The 18,089-nt window shown below is 36.9% G+C and carries 16 protein-coding genes; 6 read left to right on the forward strand and 10 right to left on the reverse strand.

What is annotated here, in order from left to right; genetic code table 11:
* Positions 1-32 precede the first annotated feature (32 nt).
* The 3 genes from QWY93_RS16960 to QWY93_RS19790 all read left to right on the forward strand — a co-directional run bounded on the left by QWY93_RS16960 (position 33) and on the right by QWY93_RS19790 (position 2,335).
* Positions 33-365 carry a DUF3817 domain-containing protein gene (locus QWY93_RS16960; protein ID WP_290249604.1) on the forward strand — a complete coding sequence of 111 codons (333 nt, stop codon included), beginning with the start codon at positions 33-35 and terminating at the stop codon, positions 363-365.
* Positions 366-377: 12 nt separating this feature from the next.
* Positions 378-1,400 (forward strand): hypothetical protein, encoded by a 1,023-nt coding sequence (locus tag QWY93_RS16965; protein WP_290249605.1) that lies wholly within the window; start codon positions 378-380, stop codon positions 1,398-1,400.
* Between the two features lie 653 nt (positions 1,401-2,053).
* Positions 2,054-2,335 (forward strand): Dps family protein, encoded by a 282-nt coding sequence (locus tag QWY93_RS19790; RefSeq protein ID WP_353959669.1) that lies wholly within the window; start codon positions 2,054-2,056, stop codon positions 2,333-2,335.
* A 72-nt stretch (positions 2,336-2,407) separates the two neighbouring features.
* Here the strand turns inward: QWY93_RS19790 and QWY93_RS16975 are convergent, their stop codons facing one another.
* Positions 2,408-4,957, reverse strand: coding sequence for a phosphoenolpyruvate carboxylase (locus QWY93_RS16975; RefSeq protein ID WP_290249606.1), 2,550 nt, complete (start codon positions 4,955-4,957; stop codon positions 2,408-2,410).
* A gap of 502 nt (positions 4,958-5,459) precedes the next feature.
* Here QWY93_RS16975 and QWY93_RS16980 point away from each other — a divergent pair.
* Positions 5,460-6,668 (forward strand): lactonase family protein, encoded by a 1,209-nt coding sequence (locus QWY93_RS16980; RefSeq protein WP_290249607.1) that lies wholly within the window; start codon positions 5,460-5,462, stop codon positions 6,666-6,668.
* 323 nt (positions 6,669-6,991) lie between these two features.
* Positions 6,992-7,183, forward strand: coding sequence for a cold-shock protein (locus tag QWY93_RS16985; RefSeq protein ID WP_290249806.1), 192 nt, complete (start codon positions 6,992-6,994; stop codon positions 7,181-7,183).
* Between the two features lie 62 nt (positions 7,184-7,245).
* Here the strand turns inward: QWY93_RS16985 and QWY93_RS16990 are convergent, their stop codons facing one another.
* Positions 7,246-8,337 (reverse strand): o-succinylbenzoate synthase, encoded by a 1,092-nt coding sequence (locus tag QWY93_RS16990; protein WP_290249608.1) that lies wholly within the window; start codon positions 8,335-8,337, stop codon positions 7,246-7,248.
* A 125-nt stretch (positions 8,338-8,462) separates the two neighbouring features.
* On the opposite strand from QWY93_RS16990, the gene QWY93_RS16995 reads away from it, so the two are divergent.
* A complete protein-coding gene (locus tag QWY93_RS16995; protein ID WP_290249609.1) occupies positions 8,463-9,674 on the forward strand; it encodes an S-adenosylmethionine:tRNA ribosyltransferase-isomerase in 1,212 nt (403 codons plus the stop codon).
* 20 nt (positions 9,675-9,694) lie between these two features.
* Here the strand turns inward: QWY93_RS16995 and QWY93_RS17000 are convergent, their stop codons facing one another.
* The 8 genes from QWY93_RS17000 to QWY93_RS17035 form a co-directional block, all read right to left on the reverse strand.
* Positions 9,695-10,084 carry a LytR/AlgR family response regulator transcription factor gene (locus QWY93_RS17000; protein WP_290249610.1) on the reverse strand — a complete coding sequence of 130 codons (390 nt, stop codon included), beginning with the start codon at positions 10,082-10,084 and terminating at the stop codon, positions 9,695-9,697.
* A 568-nt stretch (positions 10,085-10,652) separates the two neighbouring features.
* Entirely contained in the window at positions 10,653-11,336 is a 684-nt protein-coding gene (locus QWY93_RS17005) for a haloacid dehalogenase type II (RefSeq protein ID WP_290249611.1), read from the reverse strand.
* Between the two features lie 2 nt (positions 11,337-11,338).
* Positions 11,339-12,088, reverse strand: coding sequence for a DUF6503 family protein (locus QWY93_RS17010; RefSeq protein ID WP_353959670.1), 750 nt, complete (start codon positions 12,086-12,088; stop codon positions 11,339-11,341).
* Positions 12,089-12,110: 22 nt separating this feature from the next.
* A complete protein-coding gene (gene mptB, locus QWY93_RS17015) occupies positions 12,111-13,439 on the reverse strand; it encodes a polyprenol phosphomannose-dependent alpha 1,6 mannosyltransferase MptB (RefSeq protein ID WP_290249613.1) in 1,329 nt (442 codons plus the stop codon).
* The gene (locus QWY93_RS17020; protein WP_290249614.1) at positions 13,440-14,330 is read right to left on the reverse strand and encodes a hypothetical protein; all 891 of its coding nucleotides are present in this window, start codon (positions 14,328-14,330) and stop codon (positions 13,440-13,442) included.
* A 2-nt stretch (positions 14,331-14,332) separates the two neighbouring features.
* Entirely contained in the window at positions 14,333-15,028 is a 696-nt protein-coding gene (locus QWY93_RS17025) for a glycosyltransferase family 2 protein (RefSeq protein WP_290249615.1), read from the reverse strand.
* Positions 15,029-15,087: 59 nt separating this feature from the next.
* The gene (locus tag QWY93_RS17030) at positions 15,088-16,536 is read right to left on the reverse strand and encodes a cellulose synthase family protein (protein WP_290249616.1); all 1,449 of its coding nucleotides are present in this window, start codon (positions 16,534-16,536) and stop codon (positions 15,088-15,090) included.
* Positions 16,536-18,080, reverse strand: a complete 1,545-nt coding sequence (locus QWY93_RS17035; protein ID WP_290249617.1) for a 4Fe-4S binding protein — start codon at positions 18,078-18,080, stop codon at positions 16,536-16,538. The genes QWY93_RS17030 and QWY93_RS17035 overlap by 1 nt, the downstream gene beginning before the upstream one ends.
* Positions 18,081-18,089 lie beyond the last annotated feature (9 nt).

The following is an 18,089-nucleotide window of genomic DNA, read 5'->3' on the forward strand; positions in this document are numbered from 1 at the left end:
TTCCTTTGTCCCTATTAAAATCCTCTTTGTTCATGAATATTGAAAAAAAACGAAAAGCCATATACCATTTCCGTTGGATCAGTATTGCAGAAGGAATTTCCTTTCTTTTGCTTCTGTTTGTGGCCATGCCACTCAAATATATGATGGAAATGCCTTTTGCGGTAACCTATATGGGCTGGATTCATGGCCTTTTGTTTATTGCCTATGTTTATGCCATTTTTCCAACCAGAAAGATATTAGGGTGGAATTTTAGAAGGACTTTGATTGGCCTCCTCATGTCCGTTTTACCCTTTGGCCCCTTTCTATTTGACAGGAAGTTGCGGAAAGACCACCGGCAACTTGAGGAAAATCCTCAACGTTCATAACCTTAGGATAATATGGTATTGATCAGTAAAAAGAAGCATATCTACCCCATCAGCACAGGGCTTAGAAGGTACCTGATCAAATATGGTCGAGAAGTGGATATTCCCATTCATTATAGGGAATTATTGAGATTCAGTAGTTCGATTGCCCTGTATGATTTCAAGGGAAATGACACCTTGTGGGAAACTGTTTTTTATGATGAATATGATAGATTGGATATTCATTATAACCTCAAAAAAATCTATGCCATTCTAAAAGCTGAAGGTGACATGAGCGTCATGCAGCACCTTTATGTTGACCGGGTGGATTTATGTGTTTATGGCAATACCAAGCCATTCCGGGTAAGGATAGTCAATCAAATCAATGATAATTTTGATTATTTCTACATAAAACATGCAGATGCTTCTCGCGTGTATGGCCTTCAATTGGAACATTTGCTCTCTCCCAATAGAATTAATTTTATGGTGTATCAGGACACCCTGATCGAGGAACATATCGCAGGAATCCCAGGGGAACAATTTATGAAACATCATATCCACGACCCCCACCTCAATCCCATTAGGATTTCAAAGGAGTTTGTCAAATTCAATGAAAGGTGTTTTGTAAGGCTTCTTGGTGACATGCATTCATCCAATTTTGTCGTGGATGTAACCCCTGATTTTGAAGAAACCCATTACAGAATAAGGGCAATTGACTTTGACCAACAGTCCTATGAAGGAAAAAAATCAATTTACCTGCCCCAATATTTCAAACAAAACAACACTTTGATTCAACTTGGCATCAAGCATATTACTCCTGAATCTATGGTCCAATATCAAAGGGAAGAAAGAGCTTTGATCGCTACTAGGCTAAAATCTTCCACCAGGGAAATTGAAGACATCCTAAAAAGTATGGAAAATGACATCATTTCCCCTCAGGAAAATGTGGAGTACCTTAGAAATGACCTGGCCAAGCATTATAGAAATAGCATATTCTTGAAGTGCAACAGTATGGGGGAAATCCTGAGATTGAGTTTAAAACAGGTCCTTCATAAATAGGATGTCCATTTTTTTTTGAGAAAAATTCAGGAGGTCAATTACCTCTTAAAATAAATCGAAATCAGGCTTAATTGTTTATTTTTTATTAGATAATTACTTGCTACTCCTAAATTTTTATTCGATGAGGGACTGTTGTAATATTTGTTTTCTCCATTGGAAAAGGGACAGGGGCCTAAAAATATCTTTGCTAACCATCTAGACCAACTATTTATGATCTTTACCTTTATCCTATTTTTTATTCAAAAAAAACATTTTTTTCATGGAATTTTATTATAAAAATATCCAACAAAATTTAAACAATGTCGTAACATCTATAGTTAATCATTTAAAGGGGCAGGAAAAAATCCTGATCGGGATTTAGGCCCAAATAATTGTATTTAGAATTTTAAATTTTAATGAACCTTTTTGAGGGTAATTATTTTAGTTAAACTTAAAAACGAGTAGAACATGAACACAACCGAAAAAAGAGTATTTAAAAAATTAGGTTATAACAAGGATGAATCCGAAAAAATTGTTGAATCCCTAAACACACTATTAGCTAATTATCATGTTCATTATCAAAAACTTAGAAACTTCCATTGGAATGTAACTGGAGGTGACTTTTTGATCTTCATGAAAAATTTGAAGAGCTTTATAATGAAGCCTTCGAAAATATAGATTTAATTGCAGAAAGAATCCGGGTATTTGGTATGACTCCCTTCAGCCTAATCAGGGAGTACCTGGAAAATGCAGAAATTAAGGAGGTTGGCACTGATGTGCCATCTGATGAAATGGTAAAAGAAGTGCTTAGGGACTTTGAAATCTTGGCAGAAAACATGAATGAATGTGCAGAAAGGGTTGCCGACTTAGGTGATTCTGCCACAGAGGATATGTTAATTGCTATGATAAAAAGTATCGAGTTGCATCATTGGATGTTAACTTCATTTCTTAAGTAATTTAAGGGACATTTAAAATAAAAAATCCCCGGTCAATATTGACCGGGGATTTTTTTATGGATTATGTTTGAATTAGGCTGCGTTTCTTGCTGCATTGATAATTCCAAACATAGTTCTCAAAATCAAATTTTGAAGTACTGCATCCTCTTTACCATTTTCCAACATGGTTTGGATGGCATATTGCTGAATGGTAATTAATGGCAATACGATTTTCTCACGGATTTCTATGGATTCTTTGCTCACGCTATTATCAGAAAGCAATTCATTTAGGTTTGAAATTTCTAAAATCTTGTCGTAAGACCTTTTATATTCCTCATACATTAAGTTCCAGAAATCTCCGTATGAATCACTATCCTTCAAATATGCAGTTGATGGGTAAAAGGACTTTGCCAGCGATTGCATGGAATTTCCCAAAAGTGATTTAAAGAACAAGGAATCATTATACAGTTTTTTCACCTGTTCTATTTTACCTTTCTTCTCCATCTCTTCGATGGCTTTTCCTACCCCATAAAAACCAGGGATATTTTGTTTCATTTGAGCCCAGGATCCTACAAAAGGAATGGCCCTGAGATCCTCAAATTTCATCCCTTCGCCTTTACTTCTTTTAAGTGGTCGTGAACCAATATTGGTTTTCCCAAAGAATTTAAGAGGTGTTACTTTTTCAAGATACGGAACAAATTGAGGATGACTCTTGAATTCTTTATACGATTGATAACTAATATCAGCCATTTCATCAATTAATTCCCGCTGTTCATCCGTTAACCGGTTTTCAACACTTGGGTAAAGATGGTTTTCCAACCCAGCACTCAAAAGCTGTTCAAGGTTGTATGTACAAGAAACTTGTTTACCATAATTAGCAGAAATAGTCTGCCCCTGAATGGTAACTTGGATTTCTTCATTTTCCACTTGGTCACCTAGTGATGCATAGAAGTTATGCATATTTCCACCTCCCCTTGCTGGAGGTCCTCCCCTACCATCAAAGAAGACCACGCTTACTTCATTGTTCCGGGAAACTTTGGTCAACTCTTCTTTGGCTCTTAGGATGGACCAATTGGCTCTGATATATCCGCCATCCTTGGTTCCATCGGAGAAGCCCAACATGATACTTTGCTTACCCTTTCTGGATTTAAGGTGTGCCTTGTAAATATCATTTTTATACAGCTGTTGCATAATTCCAGGTGCTGCAGCCAAATCATCAATAGTTTCAAACAATGGAACAATGTCCAACTTCAAATCCCCCTCTTTGCCCAATATCAATTTGTTCAATTGGTACACTTGCAGGATATGAAGAGCAGATTGGGAGTTAGAAATTATATAACGGTGAAGCCCTTCTTCCCCATTATTTTTCTGAACATCCTTAATGGAAGCAATACTTTTCAGCATTTCCTGATGGAATTCATCATTAAGGTCACTTGTATTAGGCAACTCTTTGATGGAAAGAATTTTTTCTATTTTTTCATCTTCGGATGCAGCTTCATACTTTTTCAGGCCTTCAGGACCTTCCAAAACCTGAATAATTTCCTTCCAAAGGGCTTCATGTTTCCGGCTGTCCTGCCGCATGTCCATGCTGGCAAAGTAAAAACCAAAAACTTTAACTTTAAGGATAAATTCATCCAACAAGTCAACAAAAAGACCCTCGTGGTGTTTGTTGATCATTTCCCTGACCTCTTCCAATACCTTCAAAAGGTCTTCTTTTGACCGGAAAACTTTTTTGCCACCGTAAAGGGTATTATAAATACCTTTTTCTGCCTCAATCATCAATGGCTCCACTTTCTTAAAAGTAAGTCTTCTTCTTACTTTTCTAAGGTCTCTATATAGGCATTTTAAAATGGTCTCCTGTAATTTACTAGCTACACTTTCAGTGATATCATGGGTCACATATGGGTTACCATCCCTATCTCCACCTGGCCAGAATCCAACCCGTAATAAGTTGGGGTTATCCCATTCATTTAATGGTATGTCTAGCTTTCTCAAAACCCGAACCAGAATATCCGGAATGCTTTTGTAAAATACGTTTTCCAAGAACCAACACAGGCTTACTGCCTCATCATAGGGAGATGGTTTTTCTTTATTGATAAAAGCAGTTTTGCCCAATTGCCTCAACAATAAATCAATATTTCCCAGATCATTGTTTCTGATGGCACTTTCAAGGTCGGTAATGATGGCTAAAACGTTACCAGGATAAAACTGAGTGGGGTGTGCGGTAAGGGTTAACCTGATAGAAAAAGTCTTGAGTTTTTCTATCAAGGCTTCTTTCTTTTTATCACTTTCTGCCCGGGAAATAAGGGCATTCATTGAACCTTTTCCCTTAACATCATTGATTTTTTCAAATGCCGCATCCTCGATAGAATCGAATAGTACCACTTGTCTTTCCACATACTGCACAAATTGGAATAGCAGACTTTGCCTTTCTTTGACGTTTGTGGAAGGCATTAAATCATCAAAAAATTGATCGATGATTTCCTTAGGAGTCTTTTTGTTTTCAAATCCCTTTTGACAAGAAGTGGTTAAAATGGGAAGCAATGTCCCAGTCCTGTAAATATTGTCAAAAGGCAAATCAAGAAATAAACTGTTATAAATGGTAAATCTCTTAGCTACCTCGGTTTGGTAATTATTATGCATAAGCTTAAATCGCTGGTTTGAATTAAAATTTTAAATTAATCAAATTTGATCGATTTTTAAACATTCCCATCAAAATTAGTAAAAAACCTGAATTGTAAACATGAAAAATGATCATTTATTACTTTTTACACAATATTTCTAAACTTTCACAATCAAATCATTAATCAAACCACTAGTTTTTTAAAATAGTTAAATTTGGCTTTTCTTTAATAATAAATGGGAAATTGGGCCCAAAATCAAAGACTTATTTACAAACCAGACATTTCCCCCAATTTCCTTAACCATTCTTCCATTAAAAATTTGGAAACCAAACAACATTACGGTTTAGTTTAAAATTATTAATGGCCAAATAAAGAATCCCATCCATAAAAAATGGAACCCTTGAACTATTCTTCTGAAATATTAAACTTTTATATCTTTTCAATAAAAGATTTTCAATTCAAAAAAAATAACCTTCAAACCTTATTTATTAATTTGGAATTTAGTTTTAATTCTATCATTCATGAAAACCAATAACCTTCTACTTTCAGGCTTTCTTCAGGGCCTAATGCAAATCCCAATAATTACGGGAATTTTATTAAACTTCTTTTCCTGCCAAAACCCGGACTCAGATAATCAGGACAGATTGAAATCTAACCTAAAATTTTGGGTAGGAACCTATACCTCTCAGTCGGACCAAGGGATTCATTTAATAGAGTTAAACCCGAAAACAAATGATTTTGACTCATTATTGCTACAAAATGGCATCAACAACCCCTCCTTTGTGATCAGTAACCAGGATCAAAGTTTACTTTTTTCGGTCCAGGAATCTGGAGGAGATATTGGAGGGAGCGTTTGTAGTTTTCATTTTGATGGGGACAGTTTAAAATTGCACCCCATTAATTCAGTTAGCACTTTGGGAAGTGGACCCTGCTATATTTCCCTTTCCCCAGATGAAAAGTATCTTTTGGCAGCAAATTACAGAAGTGGTGATTTGGCAGTAATTCCGGTTTTGGAAGATGGAACCTTAGGTGAAGCCCTTCAAAAATTCAAACATAAAGGCAATAGTATCAACCCTAACAGACAGGAAAAGCCCCATGTTCATAGTATTGTTTTCCATCCTGATGGAAAAAGGTTTCTTGTAGGAGACCTGGGTACAGATAGGATATATTGCTATGAAACCACAATGGAAGAAAACAGTCCTTTCAAAGCTGCAACCCCTCCCTACTATGAGGTTAAAGCTGGGTCAGGCCCAAGACATTTAGTATTTAACCATACTGGAAATAAATTTTACCTAATTCATGAATTGACTGCAGAGGTGGGGTTATATAGTTATGTAGAAAAAGAAGACAAAATTGAAATCGAGCATTTGGCTACTTATCCCCTTGCGGAAGATGACTTCTCGGGTGAAGTAAGTGGGGCAGAAATTAAAATTTCAAATGATGGAAAATACTTATATGCCTCCAACCGTGGAGAAGCCAATCAAATCATTGTATTCGAAATTGATCAGAAATCTGGAAAGCTAAATAAAATCCAAACTGTCTCCTCTGAAGGACAAACCCCAAGAAATTTCACGCTTAGCAGAGATGGTAATTACCTATTAGTAGGCAATCAAAATTCAAACGAAATTGTATTGATGGATAGGAACCGAAAAACAGGAAAAATTCAGGACACCAAGGTTCGTTTCCCAATTCATAAACCTGTTTATTTTTATGAGATTGAAAATAAATGAGTTATGATTCCCTTAGAAGTCAATAAAGTTTCACAATAAGAATCCCAACCCATTAAAACTAAATTGTACCAGAAGAATGTAATTATCCAATATGGTATTTAATGCCTTTAATTAGTGTTTTTTAGAATAAAAGTTTAATTTTCGATCAAATTTTGTAGTAAAAAATTCTTAATAAATGATGAAACAATTTTCATCATAGTGCTATTTTTTAAAAATAAATATTATTATTTTTTAGCATAACAAAAAAATATATCTTCAATCGCTCGTAAATTTCAAAACTATCATTACCTTTGAAAGCATTAATACATTATAATTACATTATCATGAACACAGGAAAAGTAAAATTTTTTAATGAATCTAAAGGATTCGGTTTCATTATTGACGATGAGTCTTCAAAAGAGTATTTCGTTCACATCTCCGGTTTGGTAGATGAAATTAAGGAAGACGACGATGTAACTTTCGACCTTAAAGAAGGAAGGAAAGGACTTAATGCAGTGAATGTAAAGTTGGCCTAATATAAAAAGCACTTAACATCAAAAGCGTAATTTAAAGCTGCTTAAAAATTTAAGCAGCTTTTTTATTGCCAATCTCCCCATTGGGTATTTTTATCATAAAAAATTTCACCCTTGGAAATCTTCAATGGGGAAGGAATATTATTGTGGTATAGTTGACCTGTTCCAAGCCCTTGAGGCATTTTGGTTTGGAAACTGGAGGTCAATTGCGCAATGGAATTGAGGCCAATATTGCTTTCCAGTGCTGAAGTCATCCACCAGCCAATTCCTCTTTCCTCAGCAAGGGATATCCATTCCCGGGTATCGCCAATTCCCCCCAATAAAGTAGGCTTTAAAATGATATAAGGGGGATGGATGTTGTCCAAAAGTTGCTTCCTCTTTTCCAAGGTGGTAACCCCAATGAGTTCTTCATCCAAGGCAATGGGAACCGGGCTTTTTTGACAAAGATGTCCCATTTCTTTCCACTGGCCAGCTTTAATAGGCTGTTCAATACTATGTAAATCCAGTTCAGCAAGTTTTTCCAGTTTACCCATAGCCTCTTCCACAGGAAATGCACCATTGGCATCCACCCTAAGGGTAATATCATCCGCAGTAAATCTTTTCCTTATTTTTTCCAATAATTCAAACTCCCTTTCAAAATGAATGGCTCCAATTTTCATTTTGATGCAGCTAAACCCATCAGAAAGTTTTTTTTCTATTTGAGATTCCATAAAGCCATAATCTCCCATCCAAATCAACCCATTTATCGGAATAGGGCTATTGTTTTGGTAAAAATCATTTTCAAGAATCTTTTTTTGTCCCCCATTATATAAATCCAAAAGAGCTGTTTCAAAAGCAAACCTTATGCTTGGATGTTGATCATCAAAAAAAGCCCTGGCAAATTCAAGAATTCCCTTTTCTGACCATTGGATCCTTTGTTGGGAAAATTTTTCTATATAATCCTTTAATACTTCCTCAATCTGAGGCAAATCGTCCATACTAAGCTTAGGAAGGGGTCCTGCCTCACCGGTACCTATAACATTGGGGTATTCTGGCCTATAAACCTTGATAAAATAAGAATCTTTGGTTTTTAACACCCCCCTGGAAGTTCCGGCATCAAATTTAAAATCCAGAGTATATTTTTTATAATCGGCCTTTAATTGCAATGCATTTGGCATAATTTTGTTCTTCAGGATAGGTAAAACCTTATATTTGTAGCATTAATTGGCAAATCTATAGGAATTGCCCCTAAATCCAGTATAGTATCGGTAGAAATACCATAAAATGAAGGAGTATTTTCCCCATGATTGAAAAACCCAATATCAAGCTCTCTGATTACCAGTATGATTTACCTGATGAAAAAATTGCCAGGTTTCCTTTGCAGAAACGGGATAATTCCAAATTGCTACATTTTAAAGCTGGTAACATCAATCACTTTCATTTTTATGATCTACCTGGCCTAATACCTGAAGATACCCTGATGGTATTTAACAATACCAAAGTAATACCGGCCAGATTAATTTTTCAAAGGGAATCCGGGGCCAAGATTGAAATCTTCTTATTAAATCCCGTATCCCCAACTACTGAAATCAATAAAATAATGATTTCCACTCAGCCGGTGTCCTGGGAAACAATGATCGGAAATCTCAAAAAATGGAAAGATGGTGAAATCCTCAGAGGGGAAGCCATAATTCAAGGAAAACAAATTTCGGTCCAGGCAGAATTGTTGGATAGGACCAACAGGAAAGTAAAATTTGATTGGGGGAATACTGATATTCCCTTTGCCTCGATTGTAGAAGCAAGCGGAGAAGTCCCTTTACCTCCCTACCTCCACAGGAAAGTCACCGAAGAAGACAAGCCGCGCTACCAAACCGTCTATTCAAAAAAAGAAGGAGCAGTAGCGGCACCTACTGCAGGGCTTCATTTTACTGACGAGGTACTTAAAAACCTGGATAGAAAAGGCATAAAAACAGACTATCTTACCCTACATGTTGGTGCAGGAACCTTCCAACCTATCAAGGACGAGGAAGTTACCAACCACCCTATGCACAGCGAACAGCTAGTTATCAAAAGGGAAAATTTGGAAAAACTGTTGGAGCAAAATGGGAAAATAGTGGCTGTTGGTACTACTTCAATGCGGTCCCTGGAAAGTATTTTTTGGTATGGAGTAAAATTGATTAATAATAAGGGAAAGGATTTTTTTATCCCCAAACTATTCCCTTATGAAAACCACGCAAAATTGCCTGACCTAAAAGATAGCATCAAAGCCATACTTCAATTTATGAAGGAGGAAAACAAGGAAGAGATAACCGGAAGTACAGAAATATTTATCATGCCCGGTTACAATTTCAGGGTTTGTGATGGTTTGTTGACCAATTTCCACCAACCGGGCTCAACCCTAATTTTACTGGTGGCTGCTTTTACAAAAGGACAATGGAAGAGTATTTACCAAGAAGCGTTAGCTCAAAGGTATCGTTTTTTGAGTTACGGGGATAGTAGTTTACTATGGAAATAATCGGGTTTGGGAAGATAAACTCAAGCACCTGCTCCTAATTTATTGATCCCATGGATAAGTTTTTGGTAATAAGTTCGACCTACAGGAACCTTTTGATTGACTACTGTGACTTCTTTGGGTGATATGGTGTCAATTTTATCTATCCTGACCAAGTATGATTTATGAATCCTTACAAATTCATCATGAGGTAAAATTGCTTCAAATTCTTTGAGAATGTTTCTTAGGGAATAAACCTTTCCTTTGGCTACCAAAGTGGTATAATTTCCATCCCCTTTTAACCATAAAATATCCTTGAATTTTATTTTTTTCAAACATCCTTTATCCCGAACAAACAATGCATCCTTGATCAACAGGTCTTCCCTTGTTGAAAAATTGTTATCCCGATTAGTTTCATTTTTGTCCCTTTTCATGTTGTGGTATGTGATTAATTCTCCATTCATTAGACTTGTTTTGCTGTGACTATACAAAAACTTCATGAAATTGCTATTAACCTTTCTACCTGGTATTTTCAGATAAAAGGCTTATAAATTTTTGATAATTTCCGTTCGTCCGAATTGAATTTTCCGGAGCAAAACATAATCGAAAAATTTGCCACTCCACCTTCACCCTGCCAAAACATGGGAATTCACCTTTTCCTCCATGCATGAGATTCAATATACATAATATTGTATTTAAAATCCATTTTTTTTTATTAAAAATGATATTTTTAGGTGATATGATGATTTTGCCTCTTTAAAAATCAAAAAGCCCAGTAAATATCTTTTACCGGGCTTAATTGGGGAAATTAAATAACACCAAATTTTACTGCGGCCTATCGGAAGGCTGGATTTGTTCCAATTCTTTTAATTTTTTGGAACCATAGGCCAATTTGGTGATCATCACATATTATAGGGGCATCCTCTTTCTGGCCAATCCATTTTTACGGACTTCTTATTTTTTTAGGGTATGAAGGCAACCAGTGAAACCAAAAATGGCTTTTTATTTCATTCTATTTTCTTTAAAAAACTCCACCACCTCTTGTAGATTTTTTACGGTTTTATCCGGTTCTACCCCCCAGGGATCCATTACTGTTTTTTGTGAGCGCTGTATCCAAATGGCTTTAAGGTTTACATTTTTGGCTCCAATTACATCAAAGGAATTCCCGGAGATAAACCAGGTATATTTGTGTCCGGTATGACTGTGCCTGAGGAAATATTCATAAACGGCTGGATCCGGTTTAAAAGTTTTGGTTTTTTCCACACTAAATATTTCTTTAAAAATTGAAGCCAAATCAGCTTGTTTTAGTAAATCTTTCACCTCATGAAGAGGCCCATTGGAAAGGGCAAACATTCGGAAGCCCATATTTCTTAAGGCCAACAATGCCTCCCTCACTTCTGGGAAGGCAGGAAGGGATTTGCTGAATTCCATAACTTGATTTTTCTCTTCATCAGTTAAGTTTACTTGGTGATGCATGCAGGCATAATCCAAGGCTTGTTGGGTACAGACTGAAAAATTAACATATCTTTCCATCAACCTCCTCCGAAAAGCATATTCTCTTTGTTTGTATTTCCAGGTATCAAAAACTTGTGGCGCAGCTTCACCTAAAAATTCAGACAATGGCTCTAGCACTTTAGTGGCATCCACCAAAGTTCCATGCACATCAAACGCTAAAGTAGTTTTCATATTCAATCAACTGTTATTTGGACATTTTCATTGATCACCCTCGACAGTCCTTTTAATTTTCCTTGGTTATATAAACGTCCCAAATCCTTTAATTTGACTACATTAGGGTCGGCTTCATAATTAATATAATCCTGAATGGTAATTCCCTGGATTTTTCTTCGGTTAATTGCTTTTCTAAACCGAAGTCCTCCACCATCTGAATGGTATAAATAAGCCAGGTAATCCATCATTTTTGTCTTTTTATCAAACCAATAGAAATATTCATCCTCATAATCCACCCCACCACCTTCTTTATCAAAGGTAACATGAATAAGGTCGTACTTTTCTCCTTCAATTTTCGTGGTCTTTAACCACTTTTTATTTACTGCTGGATCATTCAGGCCATAGGGCAACAACATAAAATAAAAAACTGAATTAATGGAATTACTGTAAGCTTGGGCCATCTCCTCGGTCACCTCAACCTCAATACCATCTATATATCTTTGAAATCCCTGATTATTGAGAATGTCCCGGACCCTTTGGCCATCCGGATTTTTAAATTCCCGGATATATTCAAATCGCCCCCCATCCCTATTCATGGTATAATATATCTCCCTAAACTTAAATTGTAGTGAAAACTTATTTTTCCCCTCCCAACCATGGGCTGCAATACTTTGATCTACGATGGATTGGGCCTTTTCTGGTTTATTACAACCATTGGCGACCATAAGAAAAACCAATGCCCACAATAAAGCTTGAAAGCAATTCACCATTTTCACCCCCCGATCCCCCTTTTTACTTAAAATTAAGGGTTTTGCGGTGAAATATTTTGTTTTTATCCAAATATATAGCATAAAACAATAGTGCATATTCCAAAATTATGATTATTGTAGATTCTTGATATACCTGTCTTTGATAGGCATGATATGACAAAAAAACCAAAAATGACCAGGCCACCGGAAAATACATTCCTGCAACAATCCCTAAACCCAATAGTGGTATCAAATACCAAGGGTGAACCACCATGCTGAATAAAAGGAAGACAAAATAAATTAAAGGCAATTTCTGAATCATGCCCTCTTTTCTATTATTATTTCTGGTCCAACTAAAAAACAAAATCAATAAAAAGGTTATTAAGGCCAATACTTTACTCAAAATAACTATGGTATTGTATCCTTTAATCCAATAACCAACCTCTCTCAACAGGTAATAAATGGAAGCGTTAAACTCAAATTTGCCATAATATAAACTTAGGCTTTCCCAGAAGTTTAACCAACTCGCCCCCCACAATAAAGGGGAAAATGAAATTAATAATGTGGTCACCAATCCAATCCCCCAGAGCAGAATTTTTTTCTTTCCCAAATATCTGATAATTAATGGAATAAGAATCAATGGCGTCAATTTGACTCCTACCGCACAACCCAAGGCCAATCCTCCTTTCAAAGATTTCCCTTGAACCAAAGAAAGAACAGCCAGCAAAATAAAGGGTAACATCATTCCTTCAAAATGCAAATTCCCAATCACCTCTATGATGACCAGCGGATTAAGTGCATACCACCATGCGGCATTTTGGGCCATTCCCCTGACTTCAAATAATCTAACCATCAAAAAAATTGACCAGCATTCAAATATTAATAATATCAACCTTATAATAATCAGTTGGCCAATAAAAGGTTGTCCACCAAACCAAGCTGCAATTGCAAAAATGGCTTGGTTGATGGGGGGATATACGCTAAAATTTTCAGGGGAATTTAGGAAAGGGTATAAGTTTTCCCAATAACTGCTCGATGAAATAGTCAAAAACTCCTGGGGAGAATAAGCGTAAGGGTTTATTCCCTCCAATAGCATATGGCCATCCCAAAAAAAGCGGTAAAAATCATCCGAAAGACCAGGTATTCCCCAAAAAGCCACTAACCTGGCTACAACTGCTGTGAAGATTAATTGGAAAAATGAAAACCTCTTATGCAAAAAACGGCTAACTACAGCCAGGTAAACAGAAAATAATATTGCATATACTGCAAAATAAATAATAAAATTTTCCCGGGGAATTCCATAACTCAACAACCCCAAAGTCAATAAGAACAAGAAAATCAAAACCCCTATTTTTGCAGTGTTCCCCTTCATTTATTTTAAGTTTAAGGAATCCCTAAGGTGAAGATACTTGCTACCGTTCTGTTTCCAATAAGGGGTAATTAGCTGTCCTTTTCTTTCTGCCCTCGTAATTTCATCCTTTCCGTTTTCCTTTTCCTTTATTTCCTCCCACCAATAAATCTCAAAGGGGAATTTGCTGTCAAAACCAATTTCCAGTTTCCGGTTGTAATTATTATATTCTAACCTTAAAACTGAAATTCCATTGTCTAACGGGCTTAAATGACAAGTTGCTTTATAGCCTTGCATCTCCTTATGAGTCATCCTTAAATTTAACAAATCAGGAATCACCAAAATCTCTCCTTCAGGAATATCTTCAGGGTTAATCCTTATCAGATTCCAGATTTCACTTTCAGGCATACCTTCAAGCCTCCTTTGATAATCGCCTTCAGATTCGAAATAAGAAAACAATCTGGACTGATATTCTCCATCTTTCCAATTCAATTGGGAAAAAGTATGTCCACACCATTCCTGAGAGGATGCATTTACCTTGACTGAAGGGTGCTTTTCAAAAACCGGGGTAAAGGTTGACATCATCATATGGTAGGGATAAATGCCAGTAACAAAGTCCTTGGTAAGATTCATTTTCATTACCGTTTGTTCATCCACTATTGCATTTTCTGGATGGTCCAATTTTACCTGCTTACTCTTCGAAAAAGGCTCAGTAACAAAGACAAGAACCGCTTCCCCTTTTCGGGGTTCACCATATCGATATTGTACCAAGTCAAAAGCATTAATTTCTGCTTTGCCCTGAAACCAATATTCTCCGAAACGGTCAAAATCCATTTCCCTTTTTTTAAATTGGTTGCAGCTCATAAGGCTCCACAGACTAGCCAAAATCACCAAGAAATTCACTTCTTTTTTCATCCTTATAGGTATTTAAATATCGTCAGGATTATTTTATAACCAGCCATAAAGGTTCCTTTGACCGTTCCACTAACTTTGGACGTACCTATCCTTTTTTTGTAATTTACCGGGATTTCCCGATACTGCAAACCATGTTTTGCTGCTTTGATCTGCATTTCGATGGTCCAACCAAAGTTTTGGTCCACCATATTTAATATCTGGAGTTTTTCCCATTTTATAGCCCTAAATGGCCCTAAATCAGAATATTTCACACCATAAAAAACAAACATCAATCGAGTAGACAGCCAATTCCCAAAAACCTGCGGAAATGTCATTGCCCCGGGTTCCTTTATACCCAATTCCCTGGACCCGATAACTAAATCTACGTTTTGATGAATGATGGGGGCCACAACTTTTTCCAGTTCCCCAGGGTAATCACTGTAATCCCCATCTAAAAAAACTAAAATCCCCGGAGGGGTTTCTTTATTTAAAAGGTAAGCTATCCCTCTTAAACAAGCCCTGCCATATCCTTTTATCGGTTCATCCACAACCTCTGCCCCTGCCTGACGTGCGACCTCTGCTGTAGTATCAGTTGAGTTATTATTGACTACAACAATGGATCTAACAATCCCGGGAATTTCCCTGACGACATGGCCTATGGATTGCTCCTCATTATTGGCTGGAATGATAACATCTATGATGGGTGGATTATTGGGCATGTTTATAGTTAAAATTAATATTGACTGGAAATTAAAAAAATAAAGGGGATTTTCAGGGTTTAGGCAGATTTAAAGCTTTGCCAAAAGACCATGCCATAACCCAAAAACAGAAGAAAATGGAAAGGTACCATTATTAGGTTTTGGAGGTAAAATCCTAAAATGACCATGGACAAAAATAAAATAGCCAATCCTCCCTCTCCATAGGTAGTCCAAGGTTTTTGCCAATTTAAGTATTGGTTCTTGCCATTTTTAAATTTTTCTAAATTAAATTTGGGCGTACGGATAAAGGGCGATTTCTTTCCAAAAAGCCCCTCTAAAACCGCCAATGAATTATGGAGAGCCATCCCCATGGATACCGCCAAAAAAAACGGCCATTCCCAAATAAAATCCCGCATTGCTTTCCATTTACTTTTATGGGCTTGCAACCTGGCAACCAAATAAACCAAGCTGATCAATCCAAATCCTAATAAAAAAAGGCCTGCCCATTTAAACAAAATAGAAGGAAATAAGCCTGCTATTACAGCATACCATAAAGGAATACTACTAAGAGAAACCATTAAAACAGCAATAAACACCGTACTATTGAGCAAATGGGCAAGGGCATGCAATTTCACCTTTAATGGAAAGTTTCCTTTCAGAACAGATTTAAGGTGTTTTACTGCACATTCGGCCCCTCCCTTTGTCCACCTAAATTGCTGGGATTTCAATGCACTCATGACAGGAGGCAATTCGGCAGGGGATTCCACATCTTTCAAATAAATAAATTTCCAACCTGCTTTTTGAGCACGGTAACTTAAATCCAAATCCTCCGTCAGGGTATCTGATTCCCAATCTCCAGCATCCAGAATGCAGGATTTTCTCCAAACACCAGCAGTTCCGTTAAAGTTGATAAAGGCATTTTGCTTATTTCTTCCTACCTGCTCTATCATAAAATGTGCATCCAAGGCAAATGCCTGCAAGCGGGTAAGCAAACTGTAATTCTCATTCAGATGGCTCCATCTGGATTGTACCATCCCCACTTCTATTTGGCTGAAATGTGGAATGGATTGGTATAAAAAATGAGGGTCAGGTATAAAATCAGAGTCAAAAATGGCAATAAATTCTCCTTTTGCATGCTGAAGGCCCTCCTTTAAAGCTCCAGCTTTAAAACCCTTTCTTTCCTTTCGGTGGATATATTGAAAATTAAAATTCGGATATAGCTTTAACCTTTCCTTTAAAATTTTACTGGTTTCATCTGTACTGTCATCCAGAATTTGAATTTGTAACTTTTCTTTGGGATAATGGATTTGGGATATGGCATCAATAAGCCTTTCAGCAACATATTTTTCATTAAAAATGGGAAGCTGAATGGTAACCCGTGGCCAATGGGCAGGAACTTGTCCTTTTTTCTGAGGGTTTCCATTCTTGAAAAAATGATACAACAAGTGGGCCTGTGCTAGTCCGTAAACGAATATAAACAACATTCCCAACAGGTAAAGCCCAATAAAGCTATATAAAATCCAACTCATTATTTTTTCAGACTAACAGAATCATTTCCGATTAAAATCGGCTGTTCATTTATTCTCCCTTTTTCTGGACCATTTTCCAATTTTAAAACTCCCCTTGGGCAAACATCTGCACAAACCCCACAGCCCACACAGGAAGATCTTACGATATTTTGCCCCCTTTGGGCATACCAGCGGACATCAATGCCCATTTCACAATAAGTGGAGCAGTTGCCGCAGGAAATACATTGCCCTCCATTGGTGGTAATTCTAAATCTGGATTTAAACCTTTGGACCAAGCCCAGATAGGCCGCCAAAGGACAACCAAATCTACACCAAACCCTGCTTCCCATAAAAGGATAGAAGCCCGTCCCTACCACTCCCGCAAATGCAGAACCTATCAAAAATCCATACCACTGATGAAGCATATTGGTTGCGTTACCAAGAAGGCCAAAGGAAGTGAAATAATTGGACAAAGTAACCAATGTCATCACTACTGCAAATACCAGCACCCCATGAACCATATACCTTTCAATTTGCCAGGCTTTTAAAGATTTATCAGAAAGCTGACGATAAGGATCCCCCAGAGTTTCAGCCAATCCCCCACAACCACATACCCAGCTGCAATACCACCTTTTACCATAAAAATAGGTTAATAATGGGACTCCCAAAACAATTAAAATGATTCCCCAAATCAACATAATCATGCCAACAGTTCCACTATTTAACATGCCCTCCAAACGATATTCATAAAAAAAACTATAATCCAAAGGCCAAATATTTTTAAAATCGTGCCAAGGCTTATTGAACAGGACAAGTATTTCTGGAATCAGGAAAGCAAAGGACAACTGGAAAAACATTACAGAAGTAGTCCGTATGGTTTGGTATTTATTTCCACGGTATTTTCGAAACATCCGGATCCCCATTACCAAAATGGCCAAGGTGTAAAGTACTCCATAAAAAAACCATTGACTGGCTGGGTTTCCTGACAGGAAATAACTTAAGGGATCCATTAAGATGGTCAAGTTGACAAGATATTCGGGAAACCAGTACAAAATAATATACAATAAAATTAAATATGCTCCGGTAATTATCCCCAATACACCCCGTGACTTCATTGAAGACCGAAAGATTCCATTATGTTTGATCCCCTTTGGCTCATTCCAATGCAAAGGAAAAATATAAATCAATGCCCCAAAAACCGCCAAACCAATAGAACTCCACAAGAGCATCATTTTATTTTTAACAACATATCCCTTGGCCGCTGCTTTAGTTAGGGGAAAAGCATAATCATTCCAAATGACCTTATCCCATAATTGCCTTTCCTTCAATCCCTCATTGAAAGCATTGAAATTTCTTTTATAGTCGGCAACAAATCCCAAGGGTGACCTGTAGGTGTCACCTACCATAGTAGCCAATTCCTCTCCTAAAACTTCCAAGTGTCCCGGTTGAACCACCTCTTCAAGTTTTTCAGGAGTCAATTGGAATTCCCCTAGAAACGGAATGACAGAAAAGTGGATCAATCCAATGATAAAAAGAACAAGCCCTATTTTTTGAATCCAACGCATAGCCTACCT

It is taken from the genome of Echinicola jeungdonensis (assembly GCF_030409905.1).
GTDB lineage: Bacteria > Bacteroidota > Bacteroidia > Cytophagales > Cyclobacteriaceae > Echinicola > Echinicola jeungdonensis.